This window comes from Moraxella sp. CTOTU47724 (genome assembly GCF_032014955.1).
GTDB classification, from domain to species: Bacteria; Pseudomonadota; Gammaproteobacteria; order Pseudomonadales; family Moraxellaceae; genus Faucicola; species Faucicola tetraodonis.
In genome coordinates, this window is sequence record NZ_DALZSV010000001.1 from 78,882 (window position 1) to 99,966 (window position 21,085).

A 21,085-nucleotide genomic window follows, 5' to 3' on the forward strand; every position below is an offset into this window, starting at 1 on the left:
TTATTTTGCCAAATTTCAATGCTATGATTTTGGTAGTATAAAATCAGTTAGATGTTTTTTTTATGAATACTCTGTTTATTCATCCTTTTTTTCCGCAAAAATCCCTTTTTAAAGCTTACGATATTCGTGGTGATGTCACCTTATTTACTGATGATTTTGTGTGGTCATTGGCAAGGGTATTTGCTGAGCTTTTTGTCTATGCTCACCAAACGACAGCAACAACGCCAACTTTAGCGGTGAACAAACCTACGGTTGTCATCGGCTACGATGCTCGCCACCAAAGCCAAGAAATTGCCAAATATATGGCGTATGCTTGCCAGCAAGCCGGTCTAGTAGTGCAGTGGTTGGGATTGACAACCACGCCGATGATGGCATTTATGGCACAGCAATTTTCCGGTAATGGGCTGATGGTCACCGCCAGTCATTCGCAAAAACATATCAATGGCATTAAATGGCTTATCAATCATGAGTCGCCAAGCGGTGATGATGTGCAGCAGCTTTATGAGGCTTTAATTGGCTACAAAGCCATCGTGCCTGATGACAGGCTTATTGATGCCATCAGGCAAACCCACTATTCAACGCCCAAAGATTTTTTTGCAGCTTATATCCAAGCTATCCAGCAGGCTTTTACTCACATCAATCAAGCCAAACTCACTCAGACCACCTATTTTCATGCCCCACAGCAAATTGTCATCGACTGTATGCATGGTGCGACCAGTGATTTTGCAGAGGCTCTATTTAGCCAGCTTGGCTATTATTGCATCATGCTAAACGCCTCCCCCGATGGCAATTTCCCCCAAGGTAACCCAGACCCAACGCAATCCAATCGCTTGACACAATTAGCTCACACAGTCAAAGCTACAGGCTCAGATATTGGCTTGGCTTTTGATGGCGATGGCGATCGGGTGATGGTAATTGATGCACAGGGTCAGATGATTAGCCCTGACAATTTGCTTTATCTACTCTCTCGCATTGCCATTGAAGAATTGCCCAGTACGTATACATCAACTGATAAAAAAGTCATTTTTGATGTCAAATGCTCGCATCACGTACCCAGTCTCATCGCTTCGCATGGTGCCACCCCGATGATGACCAAAACTGGCAGTAGCTTGATGCGAAAGTCGTTACAAAACAAATCAGACAACGCGATTTTTGCAGGTGAGTTATCAGGGCATTTTATTTTTAACGATGGCTATTTTGTGCTACATGACGACGCCATGTACGCAGCTGCCCGCTTGCTCAATTGGTTAAGCCATCAACCTATCAGCCTTAACGATATTCTAGCAAGTTTGCCCACTTGCATTAGTACGGCGGATATGTACCTACCTATCGCTGATAATCATTATGGTCAAACCGTGATTGCCCGTATCACGGCACTGGGGAAAAAGCCGTTTAAACGGTTAAAATCCTCATTTGCGGTCAAAAATGTCAATACGATTGATGGGTTGCGCTTGGATTTTGCGGAGGGATTTGGTATTTTACGCAAGTCAAATACGGGCAGTTTTTTGACCGTGCGTTTTTCTGCCAATGACGTTGCTGAGCTGCGGCATATTCAATCTATTTTTGTTGACTTATGCCGTACGATTGATGACAACCTTGCCGAACAAGTCGCACAAATTCAGCCTGTATAAACACCGCTGTTAAAAACGCATTTTAAAAAACGTCTCTAGCAAAATTATATAAGGATTTGAAATGGCATTAGATCTTGAGCAGGCCATGCATACCGCTGACGTATTGACCGAAGCACTACCCTACATCCAGCGTTTTGAAGATAAAGTGATGGTGGTCAAATACGGCGGCAATGCCATGACCGATCCGATATTAGAGAGTTCTTTTGCCAGAGATATCGTCATGTTAAAGACTGTAGGCATTCATCCTGTGGTGGTCCATGGCGGCGGTCCACAAGTCGATAACTTGCTTAAAGAATTGGGGCGCAGCTCTGACCGCATTGATGGCATGCGAGTGACCGATAAAGCCACCATGGATGTGGTGGAAATGGTACTTGGTGGTAGCGTCAACAAATCTATCGTCAATCTCATCAACAAACACGGTGGTCGTGCTATTGGCTTAACGGGTAAAGATGCCAGTCTCATTCGCGCTAAAAAATTACCGATGACCAAAACGGATGAACAAGGCAACCAACAACAAATTGATTTGGGATTTGTGGGTGATGTGGTTAGCATCAATCGCGATGTGATTGATTTGATGATTGCCTCTAACTTTATTCCTGTCATCGCACCGCTTGGCGTGGATGATGAAGGCAATACTTACAATATCAATGCCGATGTGGTGGCGGGGAAAGTCGCTGAGTTCATGCTCGCGGAAAAACTGATTTTACTCACCAACATCAAAGGGGTGCTTGATAAAGAAGGCAATGTTGCCACTGGACTTACCCCAAGCAAGGTGGATGAGATGATTGCCGATGGCACTATCTCTGGCGGCATGATTCCAAAAATCAGCTATGCACTAGAAGCGGTAAAAAACGGGGTAAAAAGTGCGGTGATTGTCGATGGTCGTGTTCCTCATGCGACTTTGCTAGAGGTCTTTACCGATAAAGGCGTTGGCACCCTCATCAGCCGCCATCCTTGAAGTAACTTTTGCGTTACTTCTGGATTATTTCTGAGTTGTTTTTGGGTTAATAAACCGCTGATTTAAGCGGTTTTTTTTCGCTCACGATATTGGTCAAATATAGGATAGATTTTAGAATTACAACACAAATGTAATTGGTATTTTTTCTAATATTGACTATCATGACTATTTTAATTTGCAAATTTATATAATGTTGCAAGCGGCTGTAGCGGATAGTAGCAATTATTTAAAGTTGATATTCACGTACCACTTACCAAGGACTATTGGGATGTCGCAAAAATACTTTATGGCTTATTGTAGTGAGATAACGCTAACTGCAGCGTTAAATCAACATACGTTTACCCACATTCTGAACCAGTCGATTAAAAATAATACCCGCTCTGGTATCACTGGTTTTTTGCTGTACGATGCCGGTAAGTTTTTTCAGTATTATGAAGGCGATGAGTTAGCATGTGTAAACTTGCTGCATGCTTTAAAACAAGATAATCGCCACACCCATATCAAAATCATTGGTCAAGGCTATATTTCAAACGCCGTATTTGACAACTGGTTTATGGGTTGTTTTGATTTATCCAAGCATTCCTATGCCTTTAAACACCATGCTTTTATAGAATCATTTGATGTATATAGTTGGGGCATGCAAGAAGTCGTTAAGCTGATTGATATCATGTCAGAGCAAAGAATCACTTACATCACGCCGCAAAAACCTATCAAATCACTGTTTAGTAAACGCTTTATGCGTATCCGAAATTTCACCCTGCCGTTTCAAGGTTAGTGGCTAATCTCAAATCTACTAAATCGGGAGATTAAGTTAGCTATCACGCTTTATGATAATCAGGAAGTTAAAACGGTATTATTGTCATCCACAAAAATAAAAAACCTATTGATAACAATAGGTTGATTAAAATAAGCATGGCAAACCGATAAGCCGGGTTCTGTCTAGGACGAACATTCATCTAGGCGTATCGTTACCAATACGCTCAAGCAACCTACCCGTGTCCAACGCGGGCAACGCCATACGGACACCTATTTGGTCTTGCTACGAGTGGAGTTTACCTTGCCATGAACTGTTACCAGTCATGCGGTGGGCTCTTACCCCACCCTTTCACCCTTACCTTATTGCTAAGGCGGTCTACTCTCTGCTGCACTTGTCGTAGGCTTACGCCCCCCAGCCGTTAGCTGGCACTCTGCCCTGTGTAGCCCGGACTTTCCTCCCCTTACCCACTGTAAACAAGGGCAAGCAGCGTTCGTCTGGTCTGCCAAGGCAAGCATTATAACAGGCTTTATCTATTTAGTCATGGTCAGCAGGCAACGCATACGTACCGACTGCATGCGCCACAGGTCTGTCATCACCTTCTGAATAAATCAATACATCGCCTACTGCAAGCGTGCGCCCCACTTTGATAAGCTGGCATTTGGCGATAAGGTTGGCTTGTGCAGAGGGTTTTCGCAGAAAAGACACATTAAGATTGGTAGTCACTGCCAATGGGACGATACCAATTTCGCCCAAAATAGCCACATATAGCGCAACATCAGCCACTTTCATCATCACAGGCCCTGATACCGTGCCACCCGGTCGTAACTCATCATCACCGATAGGATGGGATACAATGGCTTGACCGTTACCCACCGATTCGATGTGGCAGTTGGCTTGGGGGAAAGATTGCTTCAGAAAAGCACTCAGTTCTGCTTTATTGGCGGGCATAGACATTCCTTATCTACAATAGCTTTGTTAAAAATCGACGTGGTGAAAAATAGCGGTTATAAAAATTTATTGGCTGGTTTTAGTTTGGGTGATGCGCTCAAATTTAAGCATCAACTGCGCTGGCGTCTCCAAATAGTTGGGATCTTTGGGGATACAATCAGGTACGGGACAAAATAGCGAACACTGCGGCTCATCAAAATGACCGACACACTCGGTACACAGCGCAGGGTCAATTTCATAAATCAGCTCGCCCACATAAATTGCATCGTTGGGGCAAAGTGGCTCGCAAACATCGCAGTTGATACATTCATCAGTGATTATTAATGCCATAGCTTTTAAAACGTTTACTAAGAAACGTTTATTTTACCACGACTTACCAACCCTGTTGTTTTTTTCGTTCAAATGCCTCTTCGACACACGGCGGTACAAATTTACTCACATCACCCTCTAATTTGCCAATTTCGCGCACCAGCGTTGAGGAGATAAAAGAATATTGCTGCGATGGGGTCAAAAACACCGCTTCAAAGTTTGGGTCTAATTCACGATTGAGATTGGCAAGCTGAAATTCATACTCAAAATCTGACATCGCCCGCAATCCACGCAGTACACCGGTGGCTTGTTGATTTTTTGCCAAATCCACCAATAACCCATCAAAGCCAATCACGGATATATTGCTCAAATCTTTATCATGACAGGCTTTTTCTACCAATCCAATCCGTTCCTCTAAAGTAAATAGCGGTTTTTTATGATGACCAATCGCCACCGCGACAATCACCTCATCAAACAGGCGGCAAGCGCGCTTAATCAAATCAAGGTGCCCTTTGGTAATCGGGTCAAATGTACCCGGATAGATAATTTTAGTATAAGGGTTTGTAATTGGCTGGCTGGCTGCTGACATGGCTGTCTCTTTATGATAAATAATGCGCTATTTGGTGCTAACAATATGATTAAAACAAAGATTGCTAGTTTGTTGCTAATCCTAGCAAAATTTGCCCCCAATTAACAATCAAATCTCACTATCAATTTGTGTTTAGCGTGTTATCATGACAGCTTTGCAGCCTTTTACCCAAAGCTGAATGAAAACTTAGGGTAAAGCCTAGCAATAAAAAACTTAGTAATCCAAAGCCCAATAATCAAAAACTTAAACTTAGTAATCAAAACCCAAGAATTGATTTATCGGGATTTATCGCCATATTAAACGGCTTATCATACTGATTTATGGCAACACGATTGTTGTAATAAGATTATGGCAACAAAATTATTAACACACGCTGTGCAGCATTGGGTATGTCCGCGATGTTGCAGCAAGGAAACCTAAATGACTAAAAAACCAAAAATGCCTAGCCTGATTGCTAGCAACAAAAAAGCGCGTCACGAGTATTTTATTGAAGAAAGCTTTGAAGCGGGGCTTGAGCTACTCGGCTGGGAAGTCAAATCCATCCGTGCGGGTAAAATGCGTATCACCGAAAGCTATGTGATTTTTAGAGATGGTGAAGCCTTTTTGTTTGGCGCGCACATTCAGCCGCTGTTATCGGCATCGACTCACATTGTCGCTGACCCCCTTCGCACCCGTAAGCTACTGCTGCACCGCCGCGAGATTGATAAGCTCTTTGGCATGGTCAACCAAAAAGGTCATACCTGTGTGGCGCTTAAAGTGTACTGGAGTCATGGCCGCGTCAAATGCGAAATTGCCCTTGCTAAGGGTAAAAAACTACACGATAAACGCGCCACCTTAAAAGAGCGTGATTATCAACGCGAAAAACAACGCGGACTGAAAAATCTTGTATGACGAACCAAGACCGCAATTTTGATGACATCAGCGCGCATTTTGAGAAAAAAATATACGGCGGCTTAAAAGGTGAAATTCGCCTTGCCGTGCTGCGCCATGATATCTTTGGCTGGGTAAAGTCATGGCAACAGACACAAACCCGACCGCTTCGCGTATTGGATGTTGGTGCAGGCTTGGCGCAAATCAGTATCGAACTTGCCAAAGACGGGCATGACGTCACCATCAATGACATCTCTGCCAATATGCTTGAGATTGCCAAACAAAACGCAGGCGAGGCGGCACAAAATATCACCTGGCATACCTGCCCTTATCAGCAATTGGATGATAAATTAACCGGCAAATATGATTTAATCCTGTGTCATGCGGTGCTTGAGTGGTTGGCTGAGCCAAAACTGATTATGGATTTTTTCGATCGGTGGCTTGTCGATGATGGCGCTGAAAAAGGAGTACTATCGCTGTGTTTTTATAACCCTGCCAGCTTTGTGTATCGTAACTTGGTGATGGGCAATTTTAATCTACTACATAACAAAGATTTTAAAGCCGATAATGGCAGTTTGACGCCCAATCACCCGGTGGCAAAAGATGAGGTGATTGCTTGGATTGGTGACCATCATTACCAAATCTTGCATACGTCAGGGTTACGGGTGTTTCATGATTATTCACCGCTCAAGCGTGGTGGACATACCAATCCACAAGCGGTAATTGATATGGAAGTCGCCTATAGCGGACAAGACCCTTATAAATGGCTAGGGCGTTATTTGCATTTTTTGGTGAGCAAAGCTAATTAGTAATAACCCGCTTGCTGCATTGAATCGACTGCCAACGCTTGTCTTTCGCCATAAAATCTCACAGGTATCGGGCTGACTTCGATATCCCCCCAAGACTTGAGTAAGACCGAGGCTTCGGCATTGGGGTCAATCGGAAAGGTGTTACTTAAACTGGCATACAGTGATTGCTGATCTTTGGCAGCCAGCCATTCAATCAGCCCAAGCGCCAACTCGGTATGCTTGGCGGCATGGGGAATGGCAACCCCTGTAATGTTGGTACTGACGCCGCCGTAGCCCTTATTGATCCATTTGATTTTAATCGGGGTATCGGGATGCGCTTGCAGATAGCGTCCGTAGTGGTTGCTGTTGACCAGACCGATTTGGCATTTACCGCTTTCTATGGCCTTTAGCACTTCACTGTCATCCAGCAGCACAGGGACACTTAGATTGGCAAGCCAGCCTTGCATCACTTCTTGGGTGCGTTTATCGCCCAGATTATTGATGAGATTGACAACCAGTGACTGATTAGGGATGTATTTGCCTTGGCTTAGGCACAGTTTTTGTGACCATTTTAATTTAGACAAATCGGCATAGCTTGAAATATCGTTGGTATGGAGTACACGACTATCATACACCGCGGTACGCGCGTAGCTAGATAACGCAATCCAATTGCCATCAGGATCACGGTAACGCTCTGGGACATGCGCCACTGCTTTTTCGGCATTAAAGGGTTGTAACAGCCCCTCTTCGACTGCGGTACTAAAAATCCCCGCATCTTCAGTCAAAATCACATCCGCAGGGCTATTGGCACCTTCTGCTTTTAACCGTGCCAAAATTGACATTGGCTCATCTTGCACGATATGAATCGGCACATTGATTTGCCTAGCATAGCTAGTTAATAACGGCTCAAGGGCCGCTTTGTCAATGGAGGTGTAAATCGTGAGTTGATTGGGCACTGCTGGAGTTGTACTCGCAATACTTGCATTTGGGGTCGCATTGGTATTACTGGCATCATTGCCATTAGCGCTCGAAGCGGTGGTCGAAGCCGATTGTGACGTTGGGGATGGCGGCGTCGATGACGGACTACAGGCAGTTAAGGTCGCACCCGATATACTCACCGAGGCAATTAACAAGGCGCTGATGGCTGATGATTGCGCATTGACATTGGTACGCACCTTATGACCCATCATACAACCCATCCCATCACTTGCTTTCAACACAGCTTAACCTTCTTCAACAGCTTTGCCTGACCATCGCTAAATGGATTATGGCTAAATACATCATCGCTCAATAGCGCGCCTAAAAAACTTTGGATGATTATAGCATTTTGCCCCAAGATAATTCTTAAAAAAACTTTGAATTGACGGGTTTTTAACCCTATTTTGTCTCAACAATTTTTTGTATGCAAAAAATGCCCTTGTTGCAAAAAGTGATGGATTTGTATCGCCACTTCATCATTTATCAGGAGTCCCGTATGGGACGCATTGACGATGATATGGTCTTTGGCAGTGGCAAGCTGGGTTTCATGCACAAACACCGTGCCGTCATTGGGCTGCAGATGCGGCTCAAGCTTGGCAAGCTCACGGTTACGGGGTAATACCACTTTGCCAAGCCCCACCGACCGAACCCCCGCAATACTACCTAGCTGTACTCCATCGTTGAGTGCAGGTGCACTGCCATCTAGCCCCTGTAGATACGAGCGACCGATGAATTTGGGCAGGATTTTGAACATGTTATTGGCACTGATGCTACCATTATGCGGCGTTCCAAGTGTCACACAGCGCGTAATCTGCCACTGTGGATAGCGCTGCAAAAAGTCTCGAATGACCAGCCCACCCAGACTATGACCGACCAAATAAATAGGCGCATTCGGTTTTTCATGTTTGGTCAGCCAGCGGTGCAAACGGCGGCTATGGTTGGCAAGATTATGCGCGACGCTAAAATACCCAAACCTGTGACACTCATAGCCAAGTTTGGTGAGTTTTTTGGCAAGCGGTCGCATCGCCCAGGCATGCATGTGCAAACCATGAATGAGGATGACAAGCGGTTTGGGTTGGCGTTTTATCATAAAGCCTTTTGTATCTATGAGTTATATCTATAATTTTTATCTACGATGCTAAAAATTTGGGGGAAATGCCGCCTGCTTAGCTTATCATTTTCTAGATTGAGCAGACGGATTTGCAAAACATTGTTACCATTTCATACTATAATTGCGATTTATGAATTGATGATAATGATTTTATACAGGCTTTTTTCTTTTGAAATTTTGGCTTAAATTGGCTTACACTTAAATTGGTTTACACTTAAATTGGTTTATATAAGGCGCGCTATGGCATTTGAATCCCCAATCCAACAAGCTTTACAACACTACCCTATCACGTTGGCGTTGGTGGTAATTTGTATTGGGGTGTTTGCATTACAGCTAGTGTTTGGCGTCAATCCGACCCATCCCACTAATCAATCGTTAATTGCTTGGGGTGCCAATTTTTTACCCTTTTCACTGGGTGATGCGCCGTGGCGATTGGTGACCAGCCTGTTTTTGCATATTGGTTTTATGCATTTGCTGTTTAATATGTTTGCTTTATATTATTTTGGACAAGTGGCAGAGCGGATGTTTGGCGCTGTCAATTTTTTAGCGTTGTTTTTGTTATCAGGTGTTGGCGGCAATTTGCTCAATAACTTTTTGGGCTTGCATAGCGTGATGACAGGTGAGCCGCCAATCATTAGTGCCGGTGCGTCAGGCGGTATCATGGGCATTGGGATGGCGCTATTGGTAACAGCGCTAACCAAAACATCATTCAATAATTTTGCGTTAAATTTTCGCTCGTTATTGATAGTCATGGTGATTAATTTGGGCTATGGTTTTTTGGTGGGCGGTATTGATAATGCCAGTCATGTGGGCGGTGCAATTATAGGTGGCTTGCTGGGTATGGTATATGTCATGCAGTATCGCGTTATCCGCCAGCAGCAGCTATTCGCCCATCAAACTAGTAGCACACCTTGGCAACCCAATCATTTTGGCGATGCACCAATCTCTGATAGCGCTGCCCCCTTCATCCCGCCTTCTTTAGTTGTATTAAAGGGTAAAATTATCACCGCAAGCTATATAGTGTTGATAGTGGGATTTATGGCGATTTATGGCTGGCTACATATCAGTTTTATGCAGTTACTCAATCTTGCATTGCCAAGTATTATCCATTAACTGTTAATAATTTTTTAATGGGATAAAAATTTTAGCGGTTGACCATTTAAAACGGTTATTGCTGCGCCCTTTTGCCAATCTTGTTTGCCAATCTAGCAAATGACAATGCTATAATAGCGCCACTATTTAGCCAGTGAAAAGGACCAGCCAATGACCGTCATCAAGAAAGACGACTTTATCAATTCTATCGCCAACGCCTTTCAATACATCAGTTATTATCACCCAAAAGACTTCGTTGATGCTGTATATGAAGCATGGCAAAAAGAAACCAACCAATCTGCCAAAAACGCCATGGGGCAAATCCTCACCAACAGCCGTATGTCAGCGATGGGTCATCGTCCGATTTGCCAAGATACTGGTAGTGCGGTGGTGTTCCTTGATATCGGTATGAACGTGCAATGGGACTTAGGCGATGACGCGAATATGAGCGTTGAAGACATGGTTAACGAAGGGGTACGCCGTGCTTACAACAATCCAGACAACCCATTACGGGCATCCATCCTAGTAGACCCAATTAGTAAACGTCAAAACACCAAAGACAACACGCCAGCGGTGGTGCACATGAGCGTGGTACCGGGTGACAAAGTTGATGTGATTTGTGCCGCAAAAGGTGGCGGTTCAGAAAACAAAGCAAAATTTGCGATGCTAAACCCCTCAGATTCGATTGAAGAATGGGTGTTAAAAACCGTTCCTCAAATGGGGGCCGGTTGGTGCCCACCTGGTATTTTAGGTATCGGTGTCGGCGGCACGCCAGAAAAAGCCATGATGCTTGCCAAGCGCTCGCTCATGGAACACATCGATATCCATGATTTACAAGCCAAAGCCCAAAGCGGTGCCGAGCTTGATAGCGTTGAGCGCTTACGTCTTAATATGTACGACAAAGTGAACGAGCTTGGCGTTGGCGCTCAAGGTCTTGGCGGCTTGACTACGGTACTGGATGTCAAAGTACTAGACTTTCCTACCCATGCCGCAAGTAAAGCAGTTGCCATGATTCCAAACTGTGCGGCGACTCGTCATATTCACTTTACCCTAGACGGTCAAGGTGAAGCAGCCTTGCCTGTCCCTTCACTATCAGATTGGCCAGAAGTGTCCTTTGGCTCCGATGATGTGATTAAAGTCAATGTTAACGACTTAACCAAAGAAACCTTAGGTCAGTTTAACATCGGCGATACCTTACTACTTAGCGGTAAAATCTTAACGGGTCGTGATGCCGCGCATAAACGCATGGTCGATATGCTTGCCAAAGGCGAAGCGTTACCCGTGGATTTACAAAATCGCTTTATTTATTATGTCGGTCCTGTCGATGCAGTAGGCGATGAAGTGGTCGGTCCTGCGGGTCCCACCACCTCAACGCGTATGGATAAATTTACCGACACAATCTTGGATCAAGGCTTGATTGGGATGATTGGTAAATCCGAGCGTAGCCCTGCGACCTGTGAAGTCATCGCCAAACATGGGGCAATTTATCTCATTGCAGTGGGCGGTGCCGCCTACTTGGTCTCAAAAGCTATCAAAGGCGCTAAAGTGCTTGCCTTCCCAGAGCTAGGCATGGAAGCGATTTATGAGTTTGAGGTAGAAGATATGCCGGTGACGGTCGCTGTTGACAACCAAGGTAATAGTATCCACCGTTTTGATAAAGTCGCAGAACGCGCCCAGCAAGTGATTGCCGAGCCTGTACGTTTTGTGCCTTAGTCAATTTTTTCAAGATTTTTAATATAAACAAAAGCCTTAAGTATTTCCTTAAGGCTTTTTTTAGGTTAAAAAAATACCCAGATAATGTATTATCTGGGCAGGAGGAAAAGTGGAGAAGTTTATAGTTATTGTTATAGCTAGTTGTTATTATTCATAATATTTTTAATTTTTTTGGCTATTCTTTTTGCTACCTAACAGTTATACAAAGAAACCTATACACCCATCAAACCGTACGATAGGAATTTTGGGTAGCATTTGGCATGACAATCCATAGCACGATATATATCAAAATACCTGGCACTGCGACACTCGCGGTTGAGATAATGACAAACAACAAACGCACCAATGTTACATTCCAGCCTAAATACTCTGCAATACCCCCCATCACACCTGCAATCATACGATGATTCTGAGAGCGATGAAGTTTTACCAGTTTATTTGCCATTCAATTTTTTACCTGTTAAAAATAGAGAAAACCACTTACGACTTAGTTAAAACCTAACATCTCTAAAATTTAATGCCTTTAAAACTCAATGCTAAAACTTAATGCCATCAGCTAAAATTATTGATTAAAAATGCTATGTTTTGGTTATGATTTATTATAAGCAAATGCAGGGGGTTGTTGGGTGACAAAACGTAGAATGATGTTTCTTTTAGTAACTTTTTCTACCGCATTATTATCATGAGCGATTATAACAAGCGCAGTTTTGCGGCTATATAGTGTGTTTGGTGGCGTGTATACACCGATTCTTACAAATTGTGATACTAGCGTTACAAACGATTGTAACTTCGTAGCGGCTAATCGATTATCATAGCGTTACTTTATATCCTTATTCTTTATATCCTTATTAGGGATATCTATCCAAGTAATCAAAAAATCAAGTCGATAAAAAATAGTTAAAAAAACCATGATGAAGTATTGAGGAAAGCATGATGCAAGATGTGGGTATCATTATTGGACATTTTGAGCCGCTGCATTTGGGGCATGTAAGAACGATTTTGCATGCGTCTGGGCAAGTCAAAGATTTATATATTTTTATTACCGCTCACCCTGCGCCAAATCCAAATTTTTCCATTGATTTGAAAGATAAAGCGCGCTGGATGACGATGGCATTTGCTGATTTGCCATTTGTGCATATAGAGATTTTACCTGATTTGGTGACCCCCTCGTATGAAGACAATTATCAAGATTTGAGCGTTGATCAGGTCAATGCGGTATTAGCGGATTTGCAACAACGTTATCCTAAGTTGAGCGCGTCTAGCCATGAGGTAGAGGTAGTAGCCCCTGTTGTGTTTATGGATGAAACCCATCCGTTTGTCGATTATGATTTACATTTACCTGTGGTCACCACGCCACGCCAGCACGGCTTTGATAGCCGCAAGATTCACAATAACCCCGCGCTGTATTGGTCAGCCATTCACCCGCAAGCGCGAGGTGACTACACCAAAACTGTGGCATTGGTGGGTGGTGAAAGCTCAGGTAAAACCACACTACTGCATAAATTAGCCAACTATTATGGTGCAAGCTATGGCTTAGAAATGGGGCGCTTGTTTGTGCAAACCGATTTGGGGGGTACTGAGCTTGGTATGCAATACGATGACTATCCGCTCATGGCAACTGACCATGAACAAGCGATACGCACCGCCAAACGCTTTGCCCCTGCCCCAATCACCTTGGTGGATACGGATTTTGTGACCACGCAAGCATTCTGTGAAGAATATGAAGGGCGTACCCACCCGTTTTTGACCGCCTGTATCGATGAGTTTCGCTTAGATTATACGCTGATGCTTGCCAATAATACCCCTTGGGTCGCCGATGGGATGCGCTCGCTAGGCAGCGAGTCCCAGCGTGAGCGTTTTGAAAATCGTTTAAAACAAATCTTTGCCCGTCATCATATTGCGCCGCTGTTTATTGATAGCCCAGACTATCATCAGCGATTCTTGGATGCGATTGCGCTCATTGATGCACACGTTTTTCACCACTACCAAGATATCGAGGCATAAAATAATTTTCTAGACATACTTGGTAAACATGCTTGGTAGATATGCTGAAAATTTTTGGTTTTATTTTTTGAAACTTAATTAAAAAATGTTGTTATGGTTGTAATGACTGTTGGAGGCGAAATGCGAATTGCGATTTTGGATAAAATTACCGGTGAATGGGCACAAGAATGGACGGTGGTATGGTTCTTTTTTGGGGTGGTGGCATTGGCTACGGTCTTTTGGTTGACCACAGAACATCGAGCGTTAGACTGGTTTTATTTGGGGGTGTCTTTTATCGGGCTATTGTGTGTGGTATCGCTAAGTTTTCGCCGCAATGTCGCGGGTAATGGCTTTGGTATGTTGGCAACGGCAGGTGAAACCATTGTACAGGGAACCGCGGGTGCGGTGGGTTTGATGCTCGCGCCGCTGTTTAACTTTTTTACCCATTTATATGGCATTTTTTATTGGTCAAAAAATACCGATGGCGATGGCAATATGATTCCCAAATCAGCCAATAAAATTGTTTGGTTGGTAACCATTGCCTTTATCGCGATTGGCTTGGCATTATTTCCAACTGTCAATAATTGGTTAACGTCGATGGGTTATGGCGTGGTCGCCGACGATGGCAGTAAATTTTTGGGCGTGATTGATTTTTTTTGGATTAATGTGTTGGCATTTGTGCTTTCCATCACAGCGCAAGCCACGATGATTTTACGCTATTCATTTAACTGGTGGTTATGGATTGCGGTGAATTTTGTCTGGCTGATTGTCAACTTGATGTCGCAAAATTATATTTTTGCCATTCAAACCATGGTGTACCAAATTAATGCGTTTGTGGGGCTGTATGAATGGTATCGCAGTGAGCAAAAAGCCAAAGGCTTAGCCTAGTAGCCATTGATATCAAAAGCCCCTGATATTAAAAGCCACTGATATCAAAACCTATCAGGGTAAATTCGCTGATTTGACAAACGACTAGGGTGTGATACGATTCAGGGGTAACTGATGGGATTCACACCCATTTTTTATCAGCAATTTTTTCATTGTCTTTATTATCTTTAAGGAAGAAGATTATGGCAACCGTGACCCTGCTTCACTCAAAAAAATCCCTACAAAGCTGGCTGGCTGACTACGCTGTGAGCCACCAACATCCTATCAATAAAAAAATTCATTGGCTGTGCGTACCCACGATTTTTGCCAGTATCTTAGGTATGGGCATGTCATGGCAAGCGGCATTTACGTTGGTACTGATTGCTTTGGTAATGCTGTTTTATCTACGTCTGTCTACGCAATTATTTATTGCTATGGGCATGTTTGTGCTGTTTTGCTTAGCAGCGATTGCTATCTTGCCATTTGGGTTTAAGTTTTATTTTGGCGTATTTGTGGTAGCGTGGATTGGGCAATTTGTCGGTCACAAAATTGAAGGCAAAAAACCGTCATTTTTTGAAGACTTACAATTTTTGTTGATTGGTCCTGCCTGGGTCGCAAATTCGTTGAGTGAAAAATTGGCAAAACCTAAAACGTCATAAAAAACTTCATATTCACTAAGAAAACCCAACATATTACAGCGGCTATTTCCTAGATAATAATTGCAATGGCTTTGACTATCGCTAGATTTTTTGGCGATGTATAGTCGACTTACTCACCTTGAGTGCCATATCACTTGTTACCTTGTTGTTATTATGATTAAAAAAGTATCTAACCGTTGGCAACGTATTGACGTGCCGCAAACCTTCCCGACTATTCACGCGGCTTTGGCTTATTGTAAAAGCCAATTAAATAACCTGGGTGATAAAGGCTTTATCCAAATCAAAATTGCCGATGGCGAGTATTATTTAAGCCAAGTTGAAATTGATTTTTTTAGTGATCGGGTAGAGATTATTGGCAATTTGAACAATCCTGATAGAGTACAGTTACATTTTGATGATGCTCATAACCGCTGTGGCTTTTTGATGCAGCGGGGCAATGGTATTTTTAAAATCGATGGCATGACTATCAATGGGACTAAGGCGTTTTTGGGCTATGGACAGTGGCAAGATGAAGGCTATGGTGCCGGTATCATGTGCAATTACAATAGTCAAGTGCTCGTGGGGTCAAAGGTCCGTATCAATAAGTTTTATTATGGGATTGCCGCCCGCTTTGGCTCAAGCATCCGCTGTGAGCCTGGGGTGATTGTACAGTTTGCGGGGGATGTCGGATTTTTTGCGTATGGGGGCTCGATAGATGCCCAGCAATGCGAGGCGTATCACTGTGCGCATTTGGATGAAGAGTTGGGTTTTGGATTTTGCGCGGAATCCAGCGGCTTTATCAATGCCGACAACAGCGTGTCTGCACACAACCATATCGCAGGGTTTTATGCACTCACTAATGGCTCGATGTGGTGCCATGATACCAGTGCCAGCGAAAACAAACATGGCTTTTTGGCGCTGCACAATGGCATGCTAAGCTGCAATAGCATCAACCGACGTACCAATGCCTATCGCAATTATGGCTACGGCTATTTTGCCGACAATGGCGGACGTATTTTGGCCAATCGCAGTCTTGGCAATGAAAACGTGATCGGTGGCTATTTTGCCCGTCATCACGCCAGTATCGATATCACCCACGCCAATGCCAACCACAATCAGGGTCACGGCTATACCGCAATCAATGCCACCTTGCTCGGTAACGGCGCTGAAGCGCGATTTAATCAAGGTAATGGCTTTGTCATAGGGCAGTCAGGTTTTTTGGATGGCAGTTTTTTGATGGCGTATGGTAATGCAGGCTATGGCTATCACTTAGATCATTGCCAAGCCTTTATGCCCTATGCCCGTGGCTGGAAAAACGCACTGGGTCGTATGTATAAAGTCCATAGTCACGTCGCTATCAAATAAATTTTCCACGCCTTGCCGCGTTTTGCCTACTGTTCTTCTAGCTTTTTCGCCTTTTAATCTTTTAGCCTGTAGCCTATCAATCCATCATTAATAAAAGCCAATATTTTATTAAATCACAACCTATTTCATTTAGATTCATCAGCTTCTCACCCGCTTTTTACTGCATTTCTCGTGCTATGGCTTACCCTCAAAAATTGTCAACATCGATTGATTAATTGGTTAAAAGCGGTCTAGCCAATATTAAGCATTGTGATTAAGCCCTATAATCGATTTTTTTCTCGCATTCTTACCTAAAATTACAATAAGTAATGAATAAGTAATATCATTTGGTAGGGATTAGCTTTAAGGTATGGAAGTTAAAATAACAATCAACTATTTGATTTTATTAAGAATACAAAAATTTTTAGTTTAAGTCTATCACTGCAATATTAGGAACATAATAACAATGAAGCGGCTAATCTTTGACCTAGATGATACCCTATGCACCACCCAAAATGGCGACTATGCCAATGCCCAACCCATCACCGAAGTTGTCGAAAAACTTAGAGAATACCATCGACAAGGGTTTACTATTGTCATCAATACCAGTCGCAATATGCGCACCTATCAAGGCAATATTGGCGCTATTAATAAAAACACCTTGCCAATTATCATCGATTGGCTGGGACGACATAATATCCCGTATGATGAATTATATGTGGGTAAACCTTGGTGCGGCTTTGAAGGGTTTTATGTGGATGACAAAGCTATTCGACCCGACGAATTGGTCAAGTTAAGCTATGCAGAGATTTGCCAGCTACTTGATTTAACACCTTAATAAAAAATAAAAACAATAACGACCTTTAAGGTAATTTAACGCCATGATACTCATTAACGCCTCTTCCTATGTCAATGCCGAATTTGAGGCAGAAATTGGGCGCATTCCGCCTTGCATGCTACCCATCGGCAATAAAAAACTGTTACAGCTGCAAGTCGATGTGGTACGCCAACACTTTCCCAATGAAAAAATTCTATTGTCCCTACCTGAAGCTTATACTTTGACCATCAATGAAAAAGCGGTGATTGAGTCTCTGCCCATTGAAGTGGTGACAATCGCTGAAAATTTGGCATTGGCTGAGACCATTTTATATGTGCTTAATCTAGCCATTGATAAATCTTATCAGCATATTCGTATCATCCAAGGGGATGTATTTTTACCACACTTAGTTGATTGCTCAGATTGTATTGGCGTGTCGGATAAAACGCGCCAATACGACTGGCAACAAACCAAAAAAATCAAAGAAAACCCCACCGATTGGATTGGCTATTTTGCCTTTTCCTCACGATTGGAGTTAATTAAAGCGCTGGCGATTAGTAAGAAAAATTTTGTACGGGCGATTTATTTGTACCAACAAGCTATCGCAATGAAATCGGTAAAAATTGAGCCATATTATGATTGCAGTAATTTTGTCCATTATATTCATGCCCGCGCCAATATGACCACCGAACGCGCCTTTAATTCACTGCAGATTCGTGAAGGCATTGTCACCAAAAGCAGTGATGACAACAACAAAATTGAAGCGGAAATTTATTGGTACACCCATATTCCTGCGCCACTCAGACGTTTTACCCCGCAGTTGATTGATTATCAGCAAGTGGACGGACAGTTTAGTTATAGCTTAGAGTTCTTGCCATTATTACCGCTCAATGAGTTGTATGTGCATGGGTTAAATACCACTGAGTTTTGGCAACATATTTTTCAGTTATTAAAAGAATTTTTTAGTATGGCCAATCAGTCCGACGTGCATCGCCATATCGAAACAGGGTTTGCCAAATCGTATGCCGAAGATTTGTACCATAAAAAAACCTTAAAGCGCTTGTATGCGTATGCCGATGATGCCGATGTCGATTTGAACAAAGCTGTGATATATGATGGAACGATGCTTGGCAGTACGCTAGAGATTGCGCAGGACTGTATCGACAAAGCCTTGGCACTGCCAAACACCGTGAGTGTGATGCATGGCGATTTATGTTTTAGCAACATCATGTATGACATGCGCGGTCGCCGGGTAAAAGTTTTTGACCCACGGGGCACGGATTCTAACGGCAATTTTAGTATTTTTGGCAACGCAAGCTATGATTTAGCCAAGCTCACCCATTCTGTGATTGGTATGTATGATTTTATCATCGCAGGGCGTTATGAAATTATCGATAGCCCTAGCGGTAGCGATATACGATTTGATATTGATAAGCGTTTGGAGCAAATCCAGCAAGAATTTTTTGCCGGCACCTGGGTCAATGACATGACCACAGAATCTATCATGCCAGCGGTGGTGTTATTGTTCTTATCCATGCTACCCTTGCACGCAGACAGACCCGATCGCCAGCGCGCCATGCTGCTCAATGCATATCGTTTATATAAAATGTATGTGATGGAGGCAGTGACATGTTCGTAATTCCGATGGCAGGGCTAAGCAGTCGTTTTTTTAAGGCAGGCTTTGAGGTGCCTAAGTATCAATTGTCGATTGCCGATACCATTGTATTCGATTTGGCAATCAAGTCGTTTGAGCGCTATTTTAGTACCGATTTATTTTTGCTTATCGTGCGCGATGTGTATGATACCCCGCGATTTGTTGCTGAGCGATTAACGCACTTGGGTGTGCGCAATTTTATGATTCATACCCTTGATGGCGAGACGGCAGGACAAGCTGAAACAGTAGCGCTAGGACTCGGAATGGGACTCGGCAATCCTAGTATTGATGACGATGAGCCGATTTATATTTTTAACATCGATACCTTTCGCTATGGGTTTGAAAAACCTGACTGGGTAGAGTCCGTTGATGGCTATTTAGAAGTATTTGAAGGCGAAGGCGACCATTGGTCATTTATCGCCATCGATGACGATGACGGGGTGATTAAAACCACCGAAAAACAGCGTATCTCCAATCTTTGCAGTGATGGCTTGTATTATTTTAAATCCAAGCAGCAGTATCTATCGTTGTTTCAACAAGCGATTGCCCAACAGTTGACGGTTAACGGCGAATATTATATCGCCCCGATGTATAATTTATTAATCGCGCAAGGCGGCAGGATCGGCTATGTCAAAATCACGGATGACGACATTGATTTTTGTGGTACGCCGGATGAATACCAAGCGCTTAAAGCCCACGGTTTAAAGATTGATGTTTAAAGATTGAGGTTTAAAGATTGATGTTTAAAAATTGGCGTTTAATTGTTTAACTGTTGGAAAAAAAGCTTACCATCTGTTGGGTAAGCTTTTTTATTTAGCGAATTTAGGGATAAAGACGCGAGAAAATCTGCTGTTGATCGACTGGGCTATTTTGATAAAACTCTGCCGCGGCGATACTTTTCATCACCGCTCGTTCATCCGCATGCGCCAAGCGGGTTTCGTCAACTTGGTTGGGATACCAATATTGATAAAATAGCTGATACCAGTCATCATGGCTGATGCAGTTCATCGCCATAAAAGCATCGGTCAATGTCCACTCGTATTTGGGTAACCGCAGCCCGTAGTCTGTCATATCAAGCACAATTACTTCACTCGCCAAAAATGCCTTGTGCGCGTCTAGAATCTGCTCGTTGAGCTCATTGTAATAGCTCGGTGTGGCAGCGTAGCCGATTTGATTGGCATAATGACTGGCAATATGCTGCTCGACAGCCAACCGCGTGCGAAAGGTATTGTCGGCAAATTTGGCATCGATATCTTGTGCATGCGACTCAAAATAAGTGGCGTTGTCTCTACTCATCAGCGGTGCCGACCAAAACGCCTGCAGTCGCTCGGTCTTGCCAAACTGCGCCCAATCGCTGATATGAAACGCCATATGCTCAAACATGCTGGGGTCGATGGTAAAAAACGAAGGCACTACAATCGGCGAATAGTCGGTTGCTTTACTTTTTGAGGATAAATGGGTCTGGGAATGTAACGTTACTTGCTGGGTATAATAGCGATAAAATTGTAGCAGATTGTCATTGAGTAAGTAGCTATCGGTGCGTAGTTTGAGCGCATATTCGGTGCTGACTTGGTTTAGACCCGCTTGCGTGGAGATGATTTGTCGATTGACGTTGTTAGGGGCGTCGTAGCCAAATTTGATATTGGGCAGACCACCAGGATCTGGGTTTAAAATCAGCTGATCGATACCCAATTTGTCGGCGCTGTCAAACTCGGTGGGCAACGTAAGCGTATCCCAAGTCGATAATACAATGGTTGCATGGGGCAATGCTGCTCGGGTTTTGGCGACGTTAGCCATAAAATCACTGCCGTCATCACCGCCCTGCCCTAGCTGGTGAACGTTGATACCACCTTGAAAAATAACCGTCACTGACTGACTGGGGAGAGTGTTTGCTTGCATAGGTTTCCATGATGCTGATTATCAGTTAAATTGTTATCATTAATTATTGTTATCTGCTAACCCGTCATCATAGCGCAAATTTGTTCAATTATCGGTCAGTGATTTGTTATCTGACTTTGATGTGACAAACTGTTAGACA

Annotated in this window: 21 protein-coding genes and 1 other RNA gene; 14 read left to right on the top strand and 8 right to left on the bottom strand. The window is 43.4% G+C overall.

Annotated features, from left to right (window positions below):
* Positions 1 to 62: 62 nt before the first annotated feature.
* The 3 genes from RTR63_RS00355 to RTR63_RS00365 all read left to right on the top strand — a co-directional run bounded on the left by RTR63_RS00355 (position 63) and on the right by RTR63_RS00365 (position 3,364).
* A complete protein-coding gene (locus tag RTR63_RS00355; protein WP_062334230.1) occupies positions 63 to 1,631 on the top strand; it encodes a phosphomannomutase/phosphoglucomutase in 1,569 nt (522 codons plus the stop codon).
* Between the two features lie 61 nt (positions 1,632 to 1,692).
* Positions 1,693 to 2,589 carry an acetylglutamate kinase gene (gene argB, locus RTR63_RS00360; protein ID WP_065252347.1) on the top strand — a complete coding sequence of 299 codons (897 nt, stop codon included), beginning with the start codon at positions 1,693 to 1,695 and terminating at the stop codon, positions 2,587 to 2,589.
* A 268-nt stretch (positions 2,590 to 2,857) separates the two neighbouring features.
* The gene (locus RTR63_RS00365) at positions 2,858 to 3,364 is read left to right on the top strand and encodes a BLUF domain-containing protein (protein ID WP_312522033.1); all 507 of its coding nucleotides are present in this window, start codon (positions 2,858 to 2,860) and stop codon (positions 3,362 to 3,364) included.
* A gap of 133 nt (positions 3,365 to 3,497) precedes the next feature.
* Here the strand turns inward: RTR63_RS00365 and rnpB are convergent.
* The 4 genes from rnpB to coaD all read right to left on the bottom strand — a co-directional run bounded on the left by rnpB (position 3,498) and on the right by coaD (position 5,192).
* Positions 3,498 to 3,852: RNase P RNA component class A (rnpB, locus tag RTR63_RS00370), an RNA gene on the bottom strand.
* Between the two features lie 28 nt (positions 3,853 to 3,880).
* Positions 3,881 to 4,294 carry a PaaI family thioesterase gene (locus RTR63_RS00375; protein ID WP_312522035.1) on the bottom strand — a complete coding sequence of 138 codons (414 nt, stop codon included), beginning with the start codon at positions 4,292 to 4,294 and terminating at the stop codon, positions 3,881 to 3,883.
* 66 nt (positions 4,295 to 4,360) lie between these two features.
* Positions 4,361 to 4,624, bottom strand: a complete 264-nt coding sequence (locus RTR63_RS00380) for a YfhL family 4Fe-4S dicluster ferredoxin (protein WP_096488615.1) — start codon at positions 4,622 to 4,624, stop codon at positions 4,361 to 4,363.
* A 43-nt stretch (positions 4,625 to 4,667) separates the two neighbouring features.
* Positions 4,668 to 5,192, bottom strand: a complete 525-nt coding sequence (gene coaD, locus RTR63_RS00385) for a pantetheine-phosphate adenylyltransferase (RefSeq protein ID WP_312522039.1) — start codon at positions 5,190 to 5,192, stop codon at positions 4,668 to 4,670.
* Between the two features lie 420 nt (positions 5,193 to 5,612).
* Between coaD and smpB the strand changes: the two genes are divergently transcribed.
* A complete protein-coding gene (gene smpB / locus RTR63_RS00390; RefSeq protein ID WP_007115442.1) occupies positions 5,613 to 6,083 on the top strand; it encodes an SsrA-binding protein SmpB in 471 nt (156 codons plus the stop codon).
* Positions 6,080 to 6,871: a methyltransferase domain-containing protein gene (locus RTR63_RS00395; protein ID WP_312522041.1), complete on the top strand. Its 792-nt coding sequence runs from the start codon at positions 6,080 to 6,082 to the stop codon at positions 6,869 to 6,871. The genes smpB and RTR63_RS00395 overlap by 4 nt, the downstream gene beginning before the upstream one ends.
* On the opposite strand, the gene RTR63_RS00400 is transcribed toward RTR63_RS00395, so the two are convergent.
* Together RTR63_RS00400 and RTR63_RS00405 are read right to left on the bottom strand one after the other, a co-directional pair.
* Entirely contained in the window at positions 6,868 to 8,070 is a 1,203-nt protein-coding gene (locus RTR63_RS00400; RefSeq protein ID WP_312522043.1) for an extracellular solute-binding protein, read from the bottom strand. The two genes, RTR63_RS00395 and RTR63_RS00400, sit on opposite strands and share 4 nt — an antisense overlap.
* 167 nt (positions 8,071 to 8,237) lie before the next feature.
* A complete protein-coding gene (locus tag RTR63_RS00405; RefSeq protein ID WP_312522045.1) occupies positions 8,238 to 8,918 on the bottom strand; it encodes an alpha/beta fold hydrolase in 681 nt (226 codons plus the stop codon).
* Positions 8,919 to 9,179: 261 nt separating this feature from the next.
* Between RTR63_RS00405 and RTR63_RS00410 the strand changes: the two genes are divergently transcribed.
* Together RTR63_RS00410 and RTR63_RS00415 are read left to right on the top strand one after the other, a co-directional pair.
* Positions 9,180 to 10,052: a rhomboid family intramembrane serine protease gene (locus RTR63_RS00410; protein ID WP_312522047.1), complete on the top strand. Its 873-nt coding sequence runs from the start codon at positions 9,180 to 9,182 to the stop codon at positions 10,050 to 10,052.
* A gap of 150 nt (positions 10,053 to 10,202) precedes the next feature.
* Positions 10,203 to 11,744, top strand: coding sequence for a fumarate hydratase (locus tag RTR63_RS00415; protein ID WP_312522048.1), 1,542 nt, complete (start codon positions 10,203 to 10,205; stop codon positions 11,742 to 11,744).
* Positions 11,745 to 11,967: 223 nt separating this feature from the next.
* On the opposite strand, the gene RTR63_RS00420 is transcribed toward RTR63_RS00415, so the two are convergent.
* Positions 11,968 to 12,189 (bottom strand): PspC domain-containing protein, encoded by a 222-nt coding sequence (locus RTR63_RS00420; RefSeq protein WP_096488610.1) that lies wholly within the window; start codon positions 12,187 to 12,189, stop codon positions 11,968 to 11,970.
* Between the two features lie 485 nt (positions 12,190 to 12,674).
* Here RTR63_RS00420 and nadR point away from each other — a divergent pair, with 485 nt between their 5' ends.
* From nadR to RTR63_RS00455, 7 genes are all read left to right on the top strand, one after another.
* Complete coding sequence (nadR, locus tag RTR63_RS00425; RefSeq protein ID WP_312522051.1) at positions 12,675 to 13,748, top strand: multifunctional transcriptional regulator/nicotinamide-nucleotide adenylyltransferase/ribosylnicotinamide kinase NadR; 1,074 nt, start codon at positions 12,675 to 12,677, stop codon at positions 13,746 to 13,748.
* A 120-nt stretch (positions 13,749 to 13,868) separates the two neighbouring features.
* A complete protein-coding gene (gene pnuC / locus RTR63_RS00430) occupies positions 13,869 to 14,615 on the top strand; it encodes a nicotinamide riboside transporter PnuC (RefSeq protein ID WP_312522053.1) in 747 nt (248 codons plus the stop codon).
* A 182-nt stretch (positions 14,616 to 14,797) separates the two neighbouring features.
* A complete protein-coding gene (locus RTR63_RS00435) occupies positions 14,798 to 15,253 on the top strand; it encodes an Mpo1 family 2-hydroxy fatty acid dioxygenase (RefSeq protein ID WP_065252336.1) in 456 nt (151 codons plus the stop codon).
* 153 nt (positions 15,254 to 15,406) lie between these two features.
* Positions 15,407 to 16,597, top strand: coding sequence for a hypothetical protein (locus tag RTR63_RS00440; RefSeq protein ID WP_312522056.1), 1,191 nt, complete (start codon positions 15,407 to 15,409; stop codon positions 16,595 to 16,597).
* A gap of 445 nt (positions 16,598 to 17,042) precedes the next feature.
* Positions 17,043 to 17,414 (top strand): HAD-IIIC family phosphatase, encoded by a 372-nt coding sequence (locus tag RTR63_RS00445; RefSeq protein ID WP_312522058.1) that lies wholly within the window; start codon positions 17,043 to 17,045, stop codon positions 17,412 to 17,414.
* A gap of 43 nt (positions 17,415 to 17,457) precedes the next feature.
* Positions 17,458 to 19,032: an aminoglycoside phosphotransferase family protein gene (locus RTR63_RS00450; RefSeq protein WP_312522060.1), complete on the top strand. Its 1,575-nt coding sequence runs from the start codon at positions 17,458 to 17,460 to the stop codon at positions 19,030 to 19,032.
* Complete coding sequence (locus tag RTR63_RS00455; RefSeq protein WP_312522062.1) at positions 19,023 to 19,766, top strand: glycosyltransferase family 2 protein; 744 nt, start codon at positions 19,023 to 19,025, stop codon at positions 19,764 to 19,766. Before RTR63_RS00450 ends, RTR63_RS00455 begins: the two co-directional genes overlap by 10 nt.
* Before the next feature lie 103 nt (positions 19,767 to 19,869).
* On the opposite strand, the gene RTR63_RS00460 is transcribed toward RTR63_RS00455, so the two are convergent.
* On the bottom strand, positions 19,870 to 20,946 hold the full coding sequence (locus tag RTR63_RS00460) for a WavE lipopolysaccharide synthesis family protein (RefSeq protein WP_312522064.1): 1,077 nt from the start codon (positions 20,944 to 20,946) through the stop codon (positions 19,870 to 19,872).
* Between the last annotated feature and the right edge of the window lie 139 nt (positions 20,947 to 21,085).